The organism is Paracoccus binzhouensis, from assembly GCF_016446475.1.
Classification (GTDB): domain Bacteria; phylum Pseudomonadota; class Alphaproteobacteria; order Rhodobacterales; family Rhodobacteraceae; genus Paracoccus; species Paracoccus binzhouensis.
The window spans coordinates 1-17182 of record NZ_JAEHFP010000094.1; the positions used below are offsets into that span (position 1 = coordinate 1).

The following is a 17182-nucleotide window of genomic DNA, read 5'->3' on the forward strand; positions in this document are numbered from 1 at the left end:
GAACAAGGCGCCGCCCCCGGAACCGGCAGCCCGGCAGCGCCCGGCGCCGCGCCGCAGGGCGCCGCCCCGGAGCTGGCGGCCGATACGGCGACCAGCGCCGATCCCTCGGCCAGCGCCGCCCGGGTGAAGATCGAGTCGCCCGCGCTTGCCGGTACCATCTCGCTGGCGGGGGGGCGGATCGACGATCTGGAACTGACCGGCTATCACGAGACGCTGGACCCCAATTCGCCCTTCGTGCGGCTGCTCTCGCCCACCGCCCGACCCGAGCTTCAGGCCCAGGGAAGTCCGGTCGCTCCGGGTGGCGACACCCGGTCCGCGCTGCACAAACCCTATTACGCCGTCTATGGCTGGATGCCCGGTCCCGGCACCGATCCGGCGCTGGTCCCCGGCCCGGCCACGCTGTGGGAAGTCGAATCCGGCTCGACCCTGGCGCCCGGCCAGCCGGTCACGCTGCGCTGGGACAACGGCGCGGGGCAGATCTTCCGCCGCATCTATGAGCTTGACGACAAGTTCCTGTTCACCGTGACGCAATCGGTCGAGAATACCGGCGCCGCGCCGTTCACGGCCGCGCCCTACGGCATCCTCGCCCGCCACGGCAAGCCCGATACCCAGAACTTCTTCGTGCTGCACGAGGGGATCGTCGGCATGACCGACGGCAAGCTGCTCGAGGAGAAATACAAGAACCTGCCCGATATTTCCCCGCTTCCGGGCGAGGGGCCGGCGCAGCTGCTCGAGGTTCAGGAAAACGGCTGGATCGGCTTCACCGACAAGTACTGGATGACCACGCTGGCGCCCGCGCCGGGCAATTCCTTCACCGCGGTGGTGAAATACGCCCCCGGCGCCGACATCTACCAGGCCGAGACGCGGATGCCGGTGCAGACCGTCGCCCCCGGCGCCACCGGCACCAGCGCCAGCCACCTGTTCGCCGGCGCCAAGGTCTGGGAGGTCATTAACGGCTACCAGGAAAATCCCGGCATCGACCGTTTCGTCGATTCCATCGACTGGGGCTGGTTCTACTTCCTGACCAAGCCGATCTTCCGCCTGCTGCACTGGCTGCACGGCATGATCGGCAACATGGGCTGGGCGATCATCGCGCTGACCTTCGTGCTGAAGCTGCTGGTCTTCCCGCTGGCGCGCAAATCCTACATCTCGATGGCCAAGATGAAGGAACTGCAGCCGGAAATGGAGGCGATCAAGGGCCGCACCGGCGACGACCGGATGAAATACCAGAAAGAGGTGATGGAGCTCTACAAGCGCGAGAAGGTGAACCCCGCCGCGGGCTGTTTGCCGGTGCTGCTGCAGATCCCGATCTTCTTCTCGCTCTACAAGGTGATCTTCGTCACCATCGAGCTGCGGCACGCGCCCTGGATCGGCTGGATCCGCGACCTTTCGGCGCCCGACCCGTCCAGCCTGTGGAACCTCTTCGGCCTGCTGCCCTGGGCGGCGCCGGGGCAGGGCAGCTTCCTGCACAGCTTCACCCTGCCGATCCTCGCCATCCTGCTGGGCATCTCGATGTGGATGCAGCAGAAGCTGAACCCGGCCCCGGCCGACCCGGCGCAGAAGATGATCTTCGCCTGGATGCCCTGGATCTTCATGTTCATGCTGGGCGGCTTTGCTTCGGGGCTGGTGCTGTACTGGATCACCAACAACACCATCACCATCATCCAGCAGTACACGATCATGTCGATGCACGGCCACCGGCCCGACCTGTTCGGCAACATCCGCTCCAGCCTGCCGGCGCGGCCCAAGACGGCGGGTGACAAGGGCAAGCCCGGGGACAAGGGCGGCAAATGACCGCTCGCATCGCCCGGATCCGCCGCCATCCGATCAAGGCGATCGGCGGCGAGGACCTGCGCCGCGCCCGCCTGGCCGCGGCGCGGCGGCTGCCGGGCGATCGCCTCTGGGCGCTGCTGACCGAGGGCGGAGAGCGTCACGCCGGCGACGTGCCGCAGCGCTGGCTGCCCAAGTCCTGCTTCCTGCGCGGCGCGGCCTCGGCCGGGTTGCAGGCGGTGCAGGGCGGCTGGGGCGAGGATGCCGAGGGCGGGCGGATCCGCCTGACCCATCCCGACCTGCCCGACCTGGACTTCGATCCCGAGACCGAGGGCGCGCGGCTGGTGGACTGGGTCCGCCCGCTCTGGTCCGAGGGCAAGCCCGCCCCCACCCGCCTGGTGCGCGGGCCGACCGGCTGGACCGATGTGAACCAGCCCTGGGTCTCGATCCTGTCGCTGTCGAGCCTGGCCGACCTGGAATCACGGCTGGGGATGCGCCTTGGCGTCGAGCGCTGGCGCGGCAATCTCTGGCTGGAGGGCTGGGCGCCCTATGCCGAACGCGACCTGATCGGCCATGTCCTGACCGTGGGCGGGGTGGAACTGCGGGTGACCGAGACCATCGGACGCTGCCCGGCGACCAGCGCCGACCCCGCCACCGGCCGCATCGACATCGCCATGCCCGAGGCGCTGGAGGCGCAGTTCGGCCATCGCGATTTCGGCATCTATGCCGAGGTGGTGACCGGCGGCGAGATCGCCTTGGGCGACGAGGTGCGGGCATGAAGGTCGCCTTTCCCGTCGCCCCCGAGCCCGATGCCGAGGTGGCCGAGGCGGCGCGCAAGCTGTTCGCCGGGCCGGTTGATTTCCTCAAGGGCGTGGTCGCCATGGACGGGCTGCCGCCCGCCGACCGCCCCGAGGTCTGCTTCGCCGGCCGCTCGAATGTCGGCAAATCCAGCCTGATCAACGCCCTGACCGGCCGGAACTGGCTGGCGCGGGCCTCGAACACCCCGGGCCGCACGCAGGAGATCAACTATTTCACCCTGGGCGAGCAGGCCTATCTGGTCGACCTGCCGGGCTACGGCTTTGCCAAGGCGCCGGTGGCGGTGGTGGCGAAATGGCAGGCGCTGTTGAAGAACTACCTGGCCGGCCGGCCGACGCTGCGCCGCGCCTTCACGCTGATCGATTCGCGCCATGGCGTGAAGGATGTCGATCACGAGATCATGACGCTGCTCGACCGCTCTGCCGTGCCCTTCCAGGTGGTGCTGACCAAGGGCGACAAGATCGGCCCGCAGGCCATGCAGGCCACCGTCGCCCAGGTGCAGGAGGCGCTGCAGAAGCATCCCGCCGCCTATCCCGAGCTTGTGATCACAAGCTCGGACAAGGGCCAGGGCATCGCCACGCTGCGCGCCATCATCGCCGGTCTGGACTGATCGGCGCCCGCGCCCTAGGGTCGGGCGCGACGAACAGGGGCCTTCGATGAGAAAGCAGAAGATGAACCGTGACTGGATCGCCACCGCCCGCACTCTGTCCGAGGCCCTGCCTTACATGCAGCGCTATTCCGGCGCCGTGGTGGTGGTGAAGTTCGGCGGCAATGCCATGGGCGACGACGAGGCGATGGCCGAATTCGCCCGCGACATCGTGCTGATGAAGCAGGTCGGCATCCATCCGGTCGTCTGCCATGGCGGCGGCCCGATGATCAACGACCTGCTGGGCAAGCTGGGCATCGAAAGCCGCTTCGTGCTCGGCAAGCGCGTCACCACCCGCGAGACGGTCGAAGTGGTGGAAATGGTGCTGTCCGGCCTGGTCAACAAGCGCATCGTGCAGGCGATCAACGATGCCGGCGGCCGCGCGGTCGGCATTTCCGGCAAGGACGACGACCTGATGGTCTGCGAGCCGGACGATCCCGAGCTGGGCTTCGTCGGCCGCCCGGTCGAGATGAACGTGCAGATCATCCGCGACCTTTACAATGCCGGGCTGATCCCGGTCATCGCCCCGGTGGCCACGGGCATGGAGGATAACGAGACCTTCAACGTCAACGGCGACACCGCCGCCGGTGCGATTGCCGGTGCGCTCAAGGCCGACCGGCTACTGCTGCTGACCGATGTCTCGGGCGTCAAGGACGCCTCTGGCGAGGTGGTGACGGCGATGCATCCCGACCAGGTGCGGGCGATGATCGCCGACGGCACCATCGCCGGCGGTATGATCCCCAAGACCGAGACCGCGCTGAAGGCACTGGAGGAGGGCGTGCGCGCCGTGGTGATCCTGGACGGGCGGGTGCCGAATGCCTGCCTGCTCGAACTGTTCACCGAGCATGGCGCCGGCTCGCTGATCCGCTCGACCGAGCCGCGGGTCAAGCCGCGCGGCTTGCGCCAGGGCGACAGCGGGCTGTGAAACGGCCGAAGGCGGCCGGCCGCGCGGGCGGCAAAGAGAGTGCTTGCCCGGGCGCCGGAAGCTGTGGCAGGCTCGGTCCCGTTGCCCAACCTTAACCGTATGGCCGAAAAGGCAATTCGATGACCCCTCTCGGACACTGCCGTCTGATCCTGACCCGTCATGCGAAATCGTCCTGGGACGATCCGGCGCAACCGGATCACGACCGGCCGCTGAACGCCCGCGGCCGCCGCTCGGCGCGCGAACTGGGCGACTGGCTGGCCAGCCGCGGCTACGAGCCCGAGGAAGTGCTGTGCTCGACTGCCGAGCGCACGCGCGAGACCTGGGCCGGCATCGCCTTGGCGCCGCTGGAAGTGCGGCCGCATATCCGTTACGAGCCGGGCCTTTACCACGCCGCGCCGGAAAAGATGCTGGAGATCCTGCGCAGCGCCTCGGCGCCGACGGTGATGATGATCGGCCACAATCCCGGCATCGCCGAATTTGCCGCCATGCTGCCGGCCCGGGCGCCACTGGACCCGGATTTCCGCCGCTATCCGACCGCGGCGACGCTGGTCGTCGATTTCCAGATCGACGACTGGTCCAAGCTGGGCCCGGCCCAGGGCAGCGTGCTGGACTTCGTGCGCATGGACGGGCGCGCCTAGGCCCTCCGCCCCATTCAGGCGGCCGTGCCGGCGCGCATCTGCGTCACCACGCGGGCGGCGAACAGCCGTTCGACATCCTCGCCCCGGCAAAGCTCGGTCGCCGGCGTCAGCACCGTGGCCGAGGCGGCGGCGGCCGCCAGTCCCAGCGCATCGCCGACCGGCCAGCCGCGGGCATGGCCCAGCGTGAAGCCGGCCAGGAAACTGTCGCCGGCCCCGACCTTGCTGACCACCTGCACCCGCGCCGCCTCGGCATGCCAGATGCCCTTGTCGGTGGCGATGATGTTGCCGTCGCGACCGCGCGCCACGATCACCCCATGCGCGGCGCCCGAGGCGACCAGGCTGGCCGCGAAGGCGGCGGTGTCGGCGCGATAGGGCAGGGGGTGGCCGGCAAGCCCCACGGCTTCCTCGTCATCCATGCGCAGGATCTCGACCCTTCGGTCGGTGGCGGCGGCGACCTCGGCCAGCGCCGGCCCCGAGGTGTCCACGACCAGCCGCGCGCCGCTGCCGCGCAGCCGCTCGGCCAGCAGGGCGGCAAAGCCCGCCGGCACGCCCGGCGGGTTCGAGCCCGACAGCACCACCAGCGCGCCGGGTTCGGCGGCGCCGGCGGCGGCCTCCAGCGCGGCCTCGACATCGGCCGCGGACCATTCCGGGCCGGGCATGACGAAGCGGTATTGCTGGCGGATGGTGCGGTCGTCCACGGTCAGCGACTGCCGCGTCTCGCCCGGCGCCGGCAGGGTGACAAGCGGGATGCCGGTTTCCTCCAGCAGCCCGGCGATGCGCTGGCCGGTGGCGCCGCCAAGCGCCACCAGCGCCGTGCTGTCGCCGCCCATGGCGCGGATCGCCCGGCTGACATTGATGCCGCCGCCGCCCGGGTCGAAGCGCGGCGCCGCGCAGCGCAGCTTGATGTCGGGCACCACGCGCTCGGCCGCGGTGGTGACGTCAAGCGCCGGATTCAGGGTGATGGTCAGGATCGGCGCCTGGTCCATCATTCCCACCAGCGGTCGATGGCGGCGATGTCGTCGTCGGACCAGCCGAAATGATGGGCGAATTCGTGGACCACGACATGCGCGACCAGCTGGCCCAGCGTCACGTCGCCGCGCGAGGCCCATTCGTCCAGGATGGCGCGGCGGAACAGCCAGACCGTATCGGGGAAATGCTGCGGCGCGCTGGCGGATTTTTCGGTCATCGGCACGCCGTCGTAAAGCCCGGTCAGTTCCAGCGGGTCGTCGATCTCCAGCTCGTCCAGGAATTCCTCGCTGGCGAAATCCTCGATGCGCAGCACCACCTGCGCGGCCGGATCGGCGAATTCCGGTGGCAGGCCGGCGATGGCCTCGCGCGCCAGTTCCTCGATCATGGCCGCGTCGGGGGCCTCGGCGTCTTTCCAGTCAAGCATCGGCTCACCTCGTCTTTGGTCCCGATATGGACAAAAACCGCGGTTTGTGAAAGAGCGAAGCCGACAGGAGATCCCCCATGACCACCACCCGTTTCGCCCCTTCGCCCACCGGCCACATCCATGTCGGCAACCTGCGCACGGCGCTGATGAACTACCTGATCGCGCGCAAGGCGGGCGGCACCTTCATCCTGCGGCTGGACGATACCGACCGCGAGCGGTCGAAGCAGGAATATGCCGACGGCATCCAGCGCGACCTGGAATGGCTGGGCCTGACCTGGGACCGGATCGAGCGGCAGTCGGACCGCCTGGACCGCTATGCCGAGGCGGCCGAGGGCCTGCGCGCGGCCGGCCGGCTCTACGAAGTGTTCGAGACCCCGACCGAGCTGGACCTGAAGCGCAAGAAGCAGCTGAACATGGGCAAGCCGCCGGTCTATGACCGCGCCGGGCTGAACCTCTCGGACGCCGACAAGGACCGGCTGCGGGCCGAGGGCCGCGACGGCTACTGGCGCTTCCTGCTGGATCAGGAGCGCATCGAATGGGCCGACGGCATCCTGGGCGAGATTTCCATCGACGCGGCCTCGGTTTCCGATCCGGTGCTGATCCGCGCCGACGGGCAGGTGCTTTACACCTTCGCGAGTTCTGTCGATGACGCCGACATGGCCGTCACCCATATCGTGCGCGGCGCCGACCATGTGACCAATACCGCGACGCAGATCCAGATCATCCGCGCGCTGGGGTCCGAGCCGCCGGCCTTTGCCCATCACAGCCTGCTGACCGGGGCCCAGGGCGAGGAGCTGTCCAAGCGCCTGGGCACGCTGTCGATCAGGGACCTGCGCGAAAGCGGCGTGGCGCCCGAGGCGCTCCTGTCGCTGATGGCGCGGCTGGGCTCGTCGCAGCCGGTCGAGCTGAAGATGTCGCTGGACGAGCTGGCCGAGGGCTTCGAGCTGTCGCAATTCGGCGCCTCGCCCACCAAGTTCGACGCCGAGGACCTGTGGCCGCTGACGCGCGAGGCGAACCAGGCGCGGCCGTTCGCCGAGGTCAAGGACCGCATCGCCGCGCTTGGCGTGCCCGACGCGCTGGCCGAGCGGTTCTGGCGCGTCGCCTCGCAGAACATCACCAGGCTGGACGACCTGGCCGGCTGGTGGGAGATCTTCTCGAACGGCGCCGAGCCGCAGATCGACCCCGAGGATGCGGATTTCATCGCCGAGGCGATGAAACTGCTGCCGCCGCCGCCCTATGGCGATGCAAGCTGGGGCGAGTTCACCAATGCGGTGAAGGCGGCCACGGGACGCAAGGGCAAGGCCCTGTTCATGCCTCTGCGCAAGGCCCTGACCGGCCAGGCGCATGGGCCCGACATGTCCGAGGTCATGCCGCTCTTGCAGGTGGTGCGCGCCCGGACCTGAGCCCGGGCCCGAGGACGCCGCCCGCCGGATGCAGAAAGGCCGCCTGAGGGCGGCCTTTTTCGTCTTGCACTGCCGCGCGAGGCCGGGGCGGGATCGTGTATTTGCATGTTTTGTTGTGGTTTCGTGACGGCACGCTATCGCCAGAGGCGAGCCCGGCGCCAATCCCGCGGCTGGCGGCGCCGCCGTGGCCGGGCCGGAACCGGCAGGGGGCGGCGGTTCCACGGCCGGGCGGGCGCAGAAGCACGCGCCCGCCCGGTCAGGCTTGAACAGACAACAAGGAACCAATTACCAAGGTTAACAAACAACCACTTACGCAACATCGCCTGTATGCCTTGCTGCTGGAAAGAAGGGAACTTGTCCATAAGTTAGGTATTGTTGGCTGACCTAATCACGGCAGTGCGATGATTTCCCGAGACTGACAACCTGCGGCTGTGCCGGCCCGCTTGCAGCGCGGCGCGCCTGGCCCACAACCCGGCCCAGCCGGGCGGCGCTAAAGCGCGATTGGTCCATGCCCGCGCGCGCCGCGGCGCGCGCGGGCAGGGCCGTCATCCGCCGCCGTCCATTCGCCGATCCCGTACGCCCGCCGCCCGCCCGCCGCCCGCCCGTTGCCTGCCGGCTTTCCCGCTTGCCGGATCGCCCGGAACAGCGGCAAAACCCGCCTTCCTCCTTGCTATGGTCGGCGAAATCCCCTAGCTAGCGCGCTGAAACAGGCGGGGGCGCGGGGCAAGGGCCTCGCCGCCGGAATGGAGGGCTGGCCCTCCTCCCGCGGCATGGTTGGATGAAGGAAGACAAATGCAGGTCAAGGAAACCCGGAACGAAGGGCTGAAGCGGGGCTACGAGTTCACCCTGCCGGCGGCCGATCTGGCGGCGCAGGTGGATGCGAAGCTGAAAGAGGCGCAGCCCGAGGTCGAGATGAAGGGCTTCCGCAAGGGCAAGGTGCCGATGGCGCTGCTGAAGAAGCAGTTCGGCCAGCGCGTCATGGGCGACGCCATGCAGGAGGCCATCGACAAGGCGCTGCGCGACCACCTGGAGAAATCCGGCGACCGTCCCGCTGTCCAGCCGAAGATCGAGATGGTCAATGGCGAGTCCTGGAAAGAGGGTGACGATGTCGTCGTCACCGTCGCCTACGAGGCTCTGCCCGAGATCCCGGAAGCCGACCTGTCCGGCATCGAGCTTGAGCGCCTGGTCGTTTCGGCCAGCGACGAGCAGGTGAACGAGGCGCTGGAGAACCTGGCCAAGAACGCCCAGTCCTTCGAGGACCGCAAGAAGGGCAGCAAGGCCAAGGACGGCGATCAGGTGGTGATCGACTTCAAGGGCATGGTGGACGGCGAGGCCTTCGAGGGCGGCGCCGCCGAGGACTATCCGCTGGTCCTGGGCTCGGGCAGCTTCATCCCCGGTTTCGAGGAGCAGCTGGTCGGCGCGAAGGCCGGCGACGAGGTCAAGGTCGAGGTCAAGTTCCCCGAGGAATACGGCGCCCCGCACCTGGCCGGCAAGGATGCCGTCTTCGAGACCACGGTGAAGGCCGTGAAGGCCCCGAAACCGGCCGAGCTGGACGACGAGCTGGCGAAGAAATTCGGCGCCGAAAGCCTCGATGCGCTGAAGGGCCAGATCCGCGAGCGGCTGGAGGCTGAATTCAAGGGCGCCTCGCGCCAGGTGCTGAAGCGTGCGCTGCTGGACAAGCTGGACGCGCTGGTCAAGTTCGACCTGCCCGAATCGCTGGTCGAGGCCGAGGCGCATCAGATCGCCCACCAGCTCTGGCACGAGGAGCACCCCGAGGAGCACGGCCATGACCATGGCGAGATCGAGCCGACCGAGGAGCACAAGTCGCTGGCCGAGCGCCGGGTCCGCCTGGGCCTGCTGCTCGCCGAGATCGGCCAGAAGGCCGAGATCACCGTGACGGACCAGGAGATGACCCAGGCCGTGCTGCGCCAGGCCCGCCAGTTCCCGGGCCAGGAGCGCGCCTTCTTCGAGTTCATCCAGCAGAACCCGCAGGCCCAGCAGCAGCTGCGCGCCCCGATCTTCGAGGACAAGGTCGTCGACCACATCGTCGAAGGCGCCAAGGTCGCCGACAAGGACGTGACCAAGGAAGAGCTGGAAAAGGCCATCGAGGCGCTGGACCAGGCCTGATTCCGGTCCCGCCAGCCATGCGAAAGGCCGGTCCTTCGGGGCCGGCCATTTTCGTTGCGGCAGGCCGGAACCGGCCCGGCCGGGCAGGGAGTATTTGGGGAACGAAGAAGCCCGTCCGGCCGGGATGGCCCGGGGATGGCAACCCCGGCAGGAGCAGAACGGCGAGCATTCGCGCGCTCGCCGCGCCCCGGCCCTTCACCGTTTTCCAAACACTCCATGGGGCGAACTGGCCCGGCACGGGCCAAGAGGGAAACGGCGTTCCCCTCTGCCGTCGCGCCGCTTAAAGCCGATGCGTGCGCGGATCGTGGTCGGCCGGGCCTTCGGGCTCGGGCCCCTCCATCGGGTCGTGCAGCAGCGGGTCGTCGCGCAGGTCGGGCATATGCGCACCGTGCCGGTCGTCTGCGCGCGGACGGTCGGGCCGCGTCGTGCGCGGCGCCTCGGCCTGCTCGCGTCCCGGGCGGTCGAAGATGCCCCGGGCCAGCGCCGCGGCATCGCCGAATTCCCGCATGACGGCGCTGGCCTGGCCGGCGACCGAGCGGAAGCCGGCCATGGCGGAATCGACCGAACGCATGACGCTTTCGACGCCTTGGGCCAGACTGGCGCTGTTCGCCTCGACCTCCTGCATCAGGCTCTGGCGCGGCGGGCGGCGGCGGCGCGGCCGGTTGTGCTCGGCCTCGGTCCGCCGCCGTGCAGCCTCGCGCGCGGCCGCGTTCGCCTCGGCAAGGTGCGGAGCGGGCGTCTCGCGCCGCCGGGGCGGTGTGTCCTCCGACAGCAGCTCGACGACCCGGCGCGCCGCGATCACCGTGCCGGCGGTCAGTGCCGCGGCGGCCAGCGCGGTGCCGCCCCAGACCAGCCATCTGGCGCTGCGCGAGGGATGCGGCCAGGGCCGGGTGCCGTCGGGCGAGACATCGCCATGCGGCGGGATGCGCCGCGATTCGTAGGGGCTGGAAGGCCGGCGATGCCCTTCGGGCACTGGGCGGGGGCCGAAGCGGGTCTCGCCGGTCACCTCGGTTTCATTGCGGTCTTGCTCGTCCTGGGGACGCATGGCGGACTTCCTTTCGCGGTGGGCGCCTTGGCGACTAAACCCCGCGACCCACGCGAATGTTCCGGCCTCTTCGGGGCTTCTGGCCAGCGCATTCCGCACCGGCTGGCGGACATGAAAAAACGCGCCGGGTCGCGGCGCGTTCTTCCGGTTCCTGGTCGGAAGGCGCGATCAGTTCGCGGCTTCGTCCTCGTCGCGGCCGGCCGAGCCGATATCGTCGAACAGTTCGGCGATCTCGAAATCGGCGGCGGCATCGGCCTCGGCGGCCAGTTCCTGGATCGACTTGCCCGAGGCTTGCAACTCGGCCTCCTCGGCCGAACGGGCGACGTTCAGCTTGATGGTCACGTCGACTTCCGGGTGCAGGTGCACGCGGACCTCGTGCAGGCCCAGATCCTTGATCGGGCCGGTCAGCACGACCTGGCGCCGCTCGATGGCGAAGCCCTCGGCATTGGCGACCTCGGCGGCGTCACGCGGGGTGACCGAGCCATAGAGCGCGCCGGCATCCGAGGCCGAGCGGATGATGACGAAGGTCTGCCCGTCCAGCTTCGCGGCCAGGGCCTCGGCCTCGGCGCGGCTTTCGTCGTTGCGGGCGGCGAGTTCCGCCTTGCGCTCCTCGAAGGCCTTGATGTTGGCTTCCGAGGCCCGCAGCGCCTTGCCCTGCGGCAGCAGGTAGTTGCGCGCGAAGCCCTCTTTGACCTTCACGACCTCGCCCATCTGGCCCAGCTTGGCCACACGTTCCAGCAGGATGACTTGCATGGTCGGCTCTCCTTACTTCACGGCATAGGGAAGCAGGGCGAGGAAGCGGGCGCGCTTGATGGCGCGCGCCAGTTCACGCTGCTTCTTGGCCGAGACGGCGGTGATGCGCGAGGGCACGATCTTGCCGCGTTCGCTGATGTAGCGCTGCAGCAGCCGCGTGTCCTTGTAGTCGATGGCGGGGGCGTTGTCGCCCGAGAAGGGGCAGACTTTCCGGCGGCGGAAGAAGGGTTTGTTGGCCATGATCCTGGTTCCTTTCCCTTAGTTCCGGTCTTCGCGGTCGCGCCGCTCGCGGCGTTCGCCACGATCGCCGCCACGGTCGCCGCGATCACCGCGCTCGCGCTCGTCGCGCTTCTGCATCTGGATCGAAGGGCCGTCCTTGTGCTCGTCGACGCGGACGGTCAGCACGCGCATGACGTCGTCATGCAGGCGGGCCAGGCGCTCCATCTCCTGCACGGCGGCCGAGGGCGCGTCCGAACGCAGGAAGGCGTAATGGCCCTTGCGGTTCTTGTTGATCTTGTAGGCGAGGGTGCGCACACCCCAGTATTCGTTGTCCACGACCTTGCCGCCATTGTCGGCGATCACGGTCGAGAAATGTTCGATCAGCCCCTCGGCCTGCGCGTTCGACAGGTCCTGGCGGGCGATCAGCACATGCTCGTAAAGCGGCATGTCTGCACCTTTTTGCAGGGCGCACTTCAACGGCGGGACAGCCCTTCCGCGCCCCGCCACGAGAGGCTGCGCCGGTTTCGCATTTGCGGAAGGATGCGGCCTTATAGCGGTCATGCCGGCGAATGCAAGGCAAAACCCCCGCGAGTCCCGCATATTCGCCGCTGCGGCGACATTGTTTCCGCGCTGCGGCGAAACACGAAATTGTCAGGCTGCTGCAAGGAAACCTTTGTTGATATGGGGCATTCCCTGTGGGAACCGTTCATGACCAATTCAATCAGGAGCTCCGCATGAAAGCCGTCTTCGCCCCTCTCGCCGCATTCGCCGTCCTGGGTGCCGGCGCCGCCATGGCCGTGCCCGTGCAATATGATTTCGACCCCGCGCACAGCCAGGTGGTGTTCGACTACGATCACATGGGGTTCTCGACCAGCACCGGCATCATCAACGGCGTCACCGGCAAGCTGATGCTGGATGCCGAGAATCCGGCCAATTCCAGCGTCGAGGCGACCATCCCGCTTTCCGGCCTGCGCACCCCTTCGCCCGATCTGGACAAGCACCTGTTCGGGGCGGATTTCTTCAACACCGACGCGGCTGGCGCGGTGGCGACCTTCAAGTCCACCAAGGTCGAGCTCGACGGCGACAAGGAGGCGAAGGTCACCGGCGATCTGACGCTGAACGGCGTGACCAAGGTGGTGGTGCTCGACGTGGACCTGAACCAGGTCGCCGCCCATCCGATGACCGGCAAGGAAGCCGCCGGTTTCGACGCCGAGGCCGAGATCAAGCGCAGCGAGTTCAATCTGGGCAAGTTCGCCCCGGCCGTCGAGGACGAGGTCGAGATCAAGATCACCGTCGAAGCCGTGAAGGCCGAGTGATCCCGCCCGCGGGCGACATGAATGAAGGGGCCCCGCGCGGGCCCCTTTTTCTTTCCTGGACAGCAGGTTGCCGGGCCTTCTTACATCGGCGCGGGAAGTGGAGTTTCCTGGCTGCGCACCGGCAGGATCGGATGCGCGATCTGCGGCTGCTCGCCGGTCAGCGTGCCCAGGAAGGCGACGATGTCGTCCACCTGCTCGCCCGTCAACTCGGTGCCGAGCTGCGACGAGGACATGATCTGCACCGCCTCCTTCAGATCCCAGACCACGCCCGAATGGAAATAGGGCGCGGTCAGCGCCACGTTGCGCAACGGGGCGGCGCGGAAGACATATTCGTCGTCGACGGTCTTCGTCACCTCGAACCGGCCGGTATCGCAGGCGGGCAGCACTTCGGCGCCCGGCTTCGCGACCAGGCCGAACGGATAGTAGTCCTGCCCGCCGACGTTCATGCCGTAATGGCAGGCGGTGCAGCCGGTATCCATGAAGGCCTGCAGCCCGCGCTGCTCCTGCTCGGACATGGCCGTATCGTCGCCGGCCAGAAAGCGGTCGAAGGCGCTGTTCGGGGTGATCAGCGTCGCCTCGAACTGTTCGATGGCGGCGGCGAAATTGTCGAAGTTCACCGGATCCTTCTGGTCCGGGAAGGCCTTGCGGAACGCCTCGACATAGGCGGGCATCGAGTTGAGGGTGCGCTCCAGCTCGTCGGGGGTGTTGCTCATCTCGACGCTGGCCTGGACCGGACCCTTGGCCTGCTCGGCCAGGTCGGGGGCACGGCCGTCCCAGAACTGCGCGGCGTTGAAGATCGCGTTCAGCATGGTGGGGGCGTTGCGCGGTCCCTTCTGCCAGCCATGCCCGACCGAGGTCGGCAGCCCGTCCACGCCGCCCAGGCCGACGTTGTGGCAGGTCTGGCACGAGATCAGGCCCGAGCGCGACATGCGCGGATCGAAGAACAGCGTCTTGCCCAGCTCGATCTTCTCGGGGGTCAGGGCGATGCCTTCGGGACTGTCCTCGGTCTGCTTGATGGCGGTCAGTGCCGCGGGAACCGTCTCGAACACGCCCTTGGCTTCCTCGCGCAGGGCGCTGCTGTCGATGGCTGCAGTCTGGGCCATGGCGGGCAGGGCCGCCAATGCCAGACTCGTCGCTGTCAGCAGGGGGACGAGTTTCACGATATGCCTCCTTGTGGCTTGATGTGCCGCGCGTCGGCCATATGGTGCGCCCGCGGCACGGCGCGCGCCTTGATCTGGGTCACGGTTCCGCCTTGCCGGCCGCGGATGCAGCGGCTAATCCCCGTGTCATGCTGCCGCAGGATCGCCTCTCCCAGATCGTCGCGCGCTTCGAATATCTCGAGGCGCGGCTGAATGCCGGCCCGGCGCCGGAGGAAATCGCCGGCATCAGCCGCGAATATGCCGAGCTGAAGCCGGTGGTGGCGCAGATCGCCGAATGGCGCGCCGCGCAGGACGGCATCGCCGAGGCCCAGGCCATGCTGGCCGACCCCGAGATGCGCGAGCTGGCCACGGATGAGCTGGGCCGGCTGCGCGAGCTGCTGCCCGGGCTGGAACATGCGCTGCGCATCGCCCTTCTGCCCCGCGACGCGGCCGATGCCCGGCCGGCGATCCTGGAGATCCGCCCCGGCACCGGCGGCGAGGAGGCGGCGCTGTTCGCGGGCGACCTGCTGGCGATGTATCGCCGCTTTGCCGAATCGCAGGGCTGGCAGTTCCAGCTGCTGGAACTGGCCGAATCCGACCTGGGCGGCGTGCGCGAGGCGGTGGCCCGGATCGAGGGCGAGGGGGTCTTCGCCAAGCTGAAATACGAATCCGGCGTGCATCGCGTCCAGCGCGTGCCCGAAACCGAATCGGGCGGCCGGATCCATACCAGCGCCGCCACTGTCGCCGTGCTGCCCGAGGCCGAGGAGGTCGACATCGACATCCCGGCCGCTGACATCCGCATCGACACCATGCGCGCCAGCGGCGCCGGCGGTCAGCACGTCAACACCACCGATTCGGCGGTGCGTATCACCCACCTGCCGACCGGCATCGTGGTGACCAGTTCCGAGAAATCCCAGCACCAGAACCGCGCCAATGCCATGGCCGTGCTGCGGGCCCGGCTTTACGACCTGGAACGATCGCGCGCCGATGCCGAGCGTGCAGCGGACCGCAAGTCGCAGGTCGGCTCGGGCGATCGGTCGGAACGCATCCGCACCTACAATTTCCCGCAGGGCCGGATGACCGATCACCGCATCGGCCTGACGCTGTATTCGCTGGACCGGATCATGCAGGGCGAGATCGGCGAGGTCGTCGATGCGCTGACCGCCCATGACCAGGCGGCGCGGCTGGCCGCGCAGGGCAGCTGATTCCATGAGTGCCGCGCCTTCCGGTGCCGAGGCCCTGCGCCGGGGTGCCGCGCTGCTGGCCAAGGCCGGGGTGCCGGCTGCGGCCGAGGATGCCCGGCTGCTGCTGGCCCATGTGCTGGAGCTGCCGCGCCATCACCTGGCCGCCGTGCTGGCTGCGCCCCTGCCGGCCGAGGCCCTGCGTCGTTTCGACGCAGCCCTTGCCGCCCGCGCCGCGCGCCAGCCGGTCAGCCAGATCCTCGGCCGCCGCGCCTTCTGGAAGCACGAGTTCCGCGTGACCCGCGACACGCTCGACCCGCGCCCCGAGACGGAAACCCTGGTCGAGGCGGCGCTGGCCGAACCCTTCGCCTCGGTGCTGGATCTGGGGACCGGCACGGGCGCCATCCTGATCTCGCTTCTGGCCGAGCGGCCGGGCGCGTGCGGGCTGGGCACCGACATCTCGGCCGCGGCGCTGCAGGTGGCGCAGGAAAATGCCGCAAGGATAGGGGTTTCCGCCGATTTCATCGAATCCGACTGGTTCGAGCGGGTGCGGGGGGAATACGATCTGATCGTCTCGAACCCGCCCTATATCGCGCTGGCCGAAATGGATCACCTGTCACCCGAGGTCCGGGATTGGGAGCCGCGCGGTGCCCTGACCGACGAAGGCGACGGGCTGTCCGCCTATCGCGCCATCGCCGCCGGCGCGCCACCCCATCTGCGCCCCGGCGGCCGGCTGCTGGTCGAGATCGGCCCGACACAGGGCAGGCAGGTGGCGGACCTGATGCGGGCCGCGGGGCTGGTCCAGCCGCGAATCCTGCCCGATCTGGACGGGCGCGACCGGGTGGTCGCCGCCCGCAAGCCGGCCTGAGCCGGCAACGATCCGCGTGTTTTGCGGCATTCGACGAAATTTTCGCTTGTAAGCGGCGCTGCGGCGTGTTTATTCGCAAGTGTGACGGGGGCGCTGCCCACGCACGGGTCAGCTATACTCAGATAACCCAGAAATTCCCTGGTAAAGCGGGAAACGGCCCTGCAGCCGCATCCCAGTCTGGCACCCGCCTTCGAGATGACCCCAACCTCCGCCGGCCGAAGCCGGACGAAAACTGACAAACAAGCTGATGAGATCATCCAAATCCCGTTCGCGTAACAAGTCGAACCGACAGCGTTCGCTGGGCAATATCGTCAACCGCGTCTTCGATTCCTCGGGCCCCGAGGGCAAGGTGCGCGGCACGCCCCAGCAGATCATCGAGAAATACCTGACCCTCGCCCGCGACGCTCAGCTTTCCAACGACCGGGTCGCCGAGCAGAGCTTCCTGCAGCATGCCGAGCATTACACCCGCCTGCTGGGCGAGGCGCAGCGCGAACAGGCCGAGCGCCAGAGCCAGCAACACCAGGGCCGCGACGACGATTTCCAGGACGGAAACGGCCAGGACGGGAACGGTCACGGCCAGAACGGCCAGCGCTACGAGACCCGTCAGGACCGGCACGACCGCCGCGATGATCGCCGCGACGACCGCCGGGAAGATCGTCGCGAAGATCGCCGCGACGACCGGCGAGAGGAGCGCCAGCCCCGCGCCGCCGCTCCGGTGGAATCGGGCCTGCCGCCGGTGATCGCCTCGGACGAGGACGCCGCCGGCCCGGTCGAGACCCCCGAGGCCGCCGCCGAGACCCCCGTGGCCGAAGCGCAGGCCGAAGCGGCCGCTCTGGCCCGGAAACCGGCCCCCGAGAAGCCCGCGGTCGAGAAGCCCGCTGCCGAGGAGCCCGCGGCCGAGACCGGCGAAGCCGCGCCCGCCCCGCGTCGGCGCAGCCGCGCG

General features: G+C 68.7%; 18 protein-coding genes. 11 read left to right on the plus strand and 7 right to left on the minus strand.

All coding sequences use genetic code 11. The annotated features are described in order from the left end of the window. From yidC to I9P22_RS18030, 5 genes are all read left to right on the plus strand, one after another. A partial coding sequence (gene yidC, locus I9P22_RS18010) for a membrane protein insertase YidC (protein ID WP_199260874.1) occupies positions 1–1794 on the plus strand: 1794 nt, incomplete at its 5' end. Beyond that, positions 1791–2549, plus strand: a complete 759-nt coding sequence (locus tag I9P22_RS18015) for an MOSC domain-containing protein (protein ID WP_199260875.1) — start codon at positions 1791–1793, stop codon at positions 2547–2549. The genes yidC and I9P22_RS18015, both read left to right, overlap by 4 nt. Continuing rightward, the gene (yihA, locus tag I9P22_RS18020; protein WP_199260876.1) at positions 2546–3196 is read left to right on the plus strand and encodes a ribosome biogenesis GTP-binding protein YihA/YsxC; all 651 of its coding nucleotides are present in this window, start codon (positions 2546–2548) and stop codon (positions 3194–3196) included. Before I9P22_RS18015 ends, yihA begins: the two co-directional genes overlap by 4 nt. Before the next feature lie 61 nt (positions 3197–3257). Continuing rightward, complete coding sequence (argB, locus tag I9P22_RS18025; protein ID WP_199260889.1) at positions 3258–4157, plus strand: acetylglutamate kinase; 900 nt, start codon at positions 3258–3260, stop codon at positions 4155–4157. Positions 4158–4276: 119 nt separating this feature from the next. Next, positions 4277–4795 (plus strand): SixA phosphatase family protein, encoded by a 519-nt coding sequence (locus tag I9P22_RS18030; RefSeq protein ID WP_199260877.1) that lies wholly within the window; start codon positions 4277–4279, stop codon positions 4793–4795. Positions 4796–4809: 14 nt separating this feature from the next. On the opposite strand, the gene I9P22_RS18035 is transcribed toward I9P22_RS18030, so the two are convergent. Both I9P22_RS18035 and I9P22_RS18040 read right to left on the minus strand, forming a co-directional pair. Continuing rightward, entirely contained in the window at positions 4810–5781 is a 972-nt protein-coding gene (locus tag I9P22_RS18035; RefSeq protein WP_199260878.1) for a 1-phosphofructokinase family hexose kinase, read from the minus strand. Then, positions 5781–6188 (minus strand): metallopeptidase family protein, encoded by a 408-nt coding sequence (locus I9P22_RS18040; protein ID WP_199260879.1) that lies wholly within the window; start codon positions 6186–6188, stop codon positions 5781–5783. Before I9P22_RS18040 ends, I9P22_RS18035 begins: the two co-directional genes overlap by 1 nt. A 77-nt stretch (positions 6189–6265) precedes the next feature. Here I9P22_RS18040 and gltX point away from each other — a divergent pair, with 77 nt between their 5' ends. Next, entirely contained in the window at positions 6266–7591 is a 1326-nt protein-coding gene (gene gltX / locus I9P22_RS18045; RefSeq protein WP_199260880.1) for a glutamate--tRNA ligase, read from the plus strand. A gap of 792 nt (positions 7592–8383) precedes the next feature. Continuing rightward, on the plus strand, positions 8384–9718 hold the full coding sequence (tig, locus tag I9P22_RS18050; protein WP_199260881.1) for a trigger factor: 1335 nt from the start codon (positions 8384–8386) through the stop codon (positions 9716–9718). A 280-nt stretch (positions 9719–9998) separates the two neighbouring features. On the opposite strand, the gene I9P22_RS18055 is transcribed toward tig, so the two are convergent. The 4 genes from I9P22_RS18055 to rpsF form a co-directional block, all read right to left on the minus strand. Continuing rightward, entirely contained in the window at positions 9999–10763 is a 765-nt protein-coding gene (locus I9P22_RS18055) for a hypothetical protein (protein WP_199260882.1), read from the minus strand. Between the two features lie 168 nt (positions 10764–10931). Next, positions 10932–11516 (minus strand): 50S ribosomal protein L9, encoded by a 585-nt coding sequence (rplI, locus tag I9P22_RS18060; protein ID WP_199260883.1) that lies wholly within the window; start codon positions 11514–11516, stop codon positions 10932–10934. 12 nt (positions 11517–11528) lie between these two features. Further along, the gene (gene rpsR / locus I9P22_RS18065; RefSeq protein ID WP_011747229.1) at positions 11529–11756 is read right to left on the minus strand and encodes a 30S ribosomal protein S18; all 228 of its coding nucleotides are present in this window, start codon (positions 11754–11756) and stop codon (positions 11529–11531) included. An 18-nt stretch (positions 11757–11774) separates the two neighbouring features. Continuing rightward, on the minus strand, positions 11775–12182 hold the full coding sequence (gene rpsF, locus I9P22_RS18070) for a 30S ribosomal protein S6 (RefSeq protein ID WP_199260884.1): 408 nt from the start codon (positions 12180–12182) through the stop codon (positions 11775–11777). A 287-nt stretch (positions 12183–12469) separates the two neighbouring features. Here rpsF and I9P22_RS18075 point away from each other — a divergent pair, with 287 nt between their 5' ends. Then, positions 12470–13051: a YceI family protein gene (locus I9P22_RS18075; protein ID WP_199260885.1), complete on the plus strand. Its 582-nt coding sequence runs from the start codon at positions 12470–12472 to the stop codon at positions 13049–13051. An 80-nt stretch (positions 13052–13131) separates the two neighbouring features. On the opposite strand, the gene I9P22_RS18080 is transcribed toward I9P22_RS18075, so the two are convergent. Further along, a complete protein-coding gene (locus tag I9P22_RS18080) occupies positions 13132–14211 on the minus strand; it encodes a cytochrome-c peroxidase (protein WP_332909043.1) in 1080 nt (359 codons plus the stop codon). Positions 14212–14339: 128 nt separating this feature from the next. Here I9P22_RS18080 and prfA point away from each other — a divergent pair, with 128 nt between their 5' ends. The 3 genes from prfA to I9P22_RS18095 form a co-directional block, all read left to right on the plus strand. Next, positions 14340–15395 (plus strand): peptide chain release factor 1, encoded by a 1056-nt coding sequence (gene prfA / locus I9P22_RS18085; protein ID WP_199260886.1) that lies wholly within the window; start codon positions 14340–14342, stop codon positions 15393–15395. Between the two features lie 4 nt (positions 15396–15399). Next, entirely contained in the window at positions 15400–16239 is an 840-nt protein-coding gene (gene prmC, locus I9P22_RS18090; protein WP_199260887.1) for a peptide chain release factor N(5)-glutamine methyltransferase, read from the plus strand. Positions 16240–16486: 247 nt separating this feature from the next. Beyond that, the coding region (locus I9P22_RS18095) for a DUF4167 domain-containing protein (protein ID WP_199260888.1) at positions 16487–17182 on the plus strand (696 nt) is incomplete at its 3' end.

Bases quoted from the DNA above. Each gene is read 5' to 3' on its own strand.
- I9P22_RS18015 (WP_199260875.1), top strand. From the start codon at position 1,791: ATGACCGCTCGCATCGCCCGGATCCGCCGCCATCCGATCAAGGCGATC.
- yihA (WP_199260876.1), top strand. From the start codon at position 2,546: ATGAAGGTCGCCTTTCCCGTCGCCCCCGAGCCCGATGCCGAGGTGGCC.
- argB (WP_199260889.1), top strand. From the start codon at position 3,258: ATGAACCGTGACTGGATCGCCACCGCCCGCACTCTGTCCGAGGCCCTG.
- I9P22_RS18030 (WP_199260877.1), top strand. From the start codon at position 4,277: ATGACCCCTCTCGGACACTGCCGTCTGATCCTGACCCGTCATGCGAAA.
- I9P22_RS18035 (WP_199260878.1), bottom strand. From the start codon at position 5,781: ATGGACCAGGCGCCGATCCTGACCATCACCCTGAATCCGGCGCTTGAC.
- I9P22_RS18040 (WP_199260879.1), bottom strand. From the start codon at position 6,188: ATGCTTGACTGGAAAGACGCCGAGGCCCCCGACGCGGCCATGATCGAG.
- gltX (WP_199260880.1), top strand. From the start codon at position 6,266: ATGACCACCACCCGTTTCGCCCCTTCGCCCACCGGCCACATCCATGTC.
- tig (WP_199260881.1), top strand. From the start codon at position 8,384: ATGCAGGTCAAGGAAACCCGGAACGAAGGGCTGAAGCGGGGCTACGAG.
- I9P22_RS18055 (WP_199260882.1), bottom strand. From the start codon at position 10,763: ATGCGTCCCCAGGACGAGCAAGACCGCAATGAAACCGAGGTGACCGGC.
- rplI (WP_199260883.1), bottom strand. From the start codon at position 11,516: ATGCAAGTCATCCTGCTGGAACGTGTGGCCAAGCTGGGCCAGATGGGC.
- rpsR (WP_011747229.1), bottom strand. From the start codon at position 11,756: ATGGCCAACAAACCCTTCTTCCGCCGCCGGAAAGTCTGCCCCTTCTCG.
- rpsF (WP_199260884.1), bottom strand. From the start codon at position 12,182: ATGCCGCTTTACGAGCATGTGCTGATCGCCCGCCAGGACCTGTCGAAC.
- I9P22_RS18075 (WP_199260885.1), top strand. From the start codon at position 12,470: ATGAAAGCCGTCTTCGCCCCTCTCGCCGCATTCGCCGTCCTGGGTGCC.
- prfA (WP_199260886.1), top strand. From the start codon at position 14,340: ATGCTGCCGCAGGATCGCCTCTCCCAGATCGTCGCGCGCTTCGAATAT.
- prmC (WP_199260887.1), top strand. From the start codon at position 15,400: ATGAGTGCCGCGCCTTCCGGTGCCGAGGCCCTGCGCCGGGGTGCCGCG.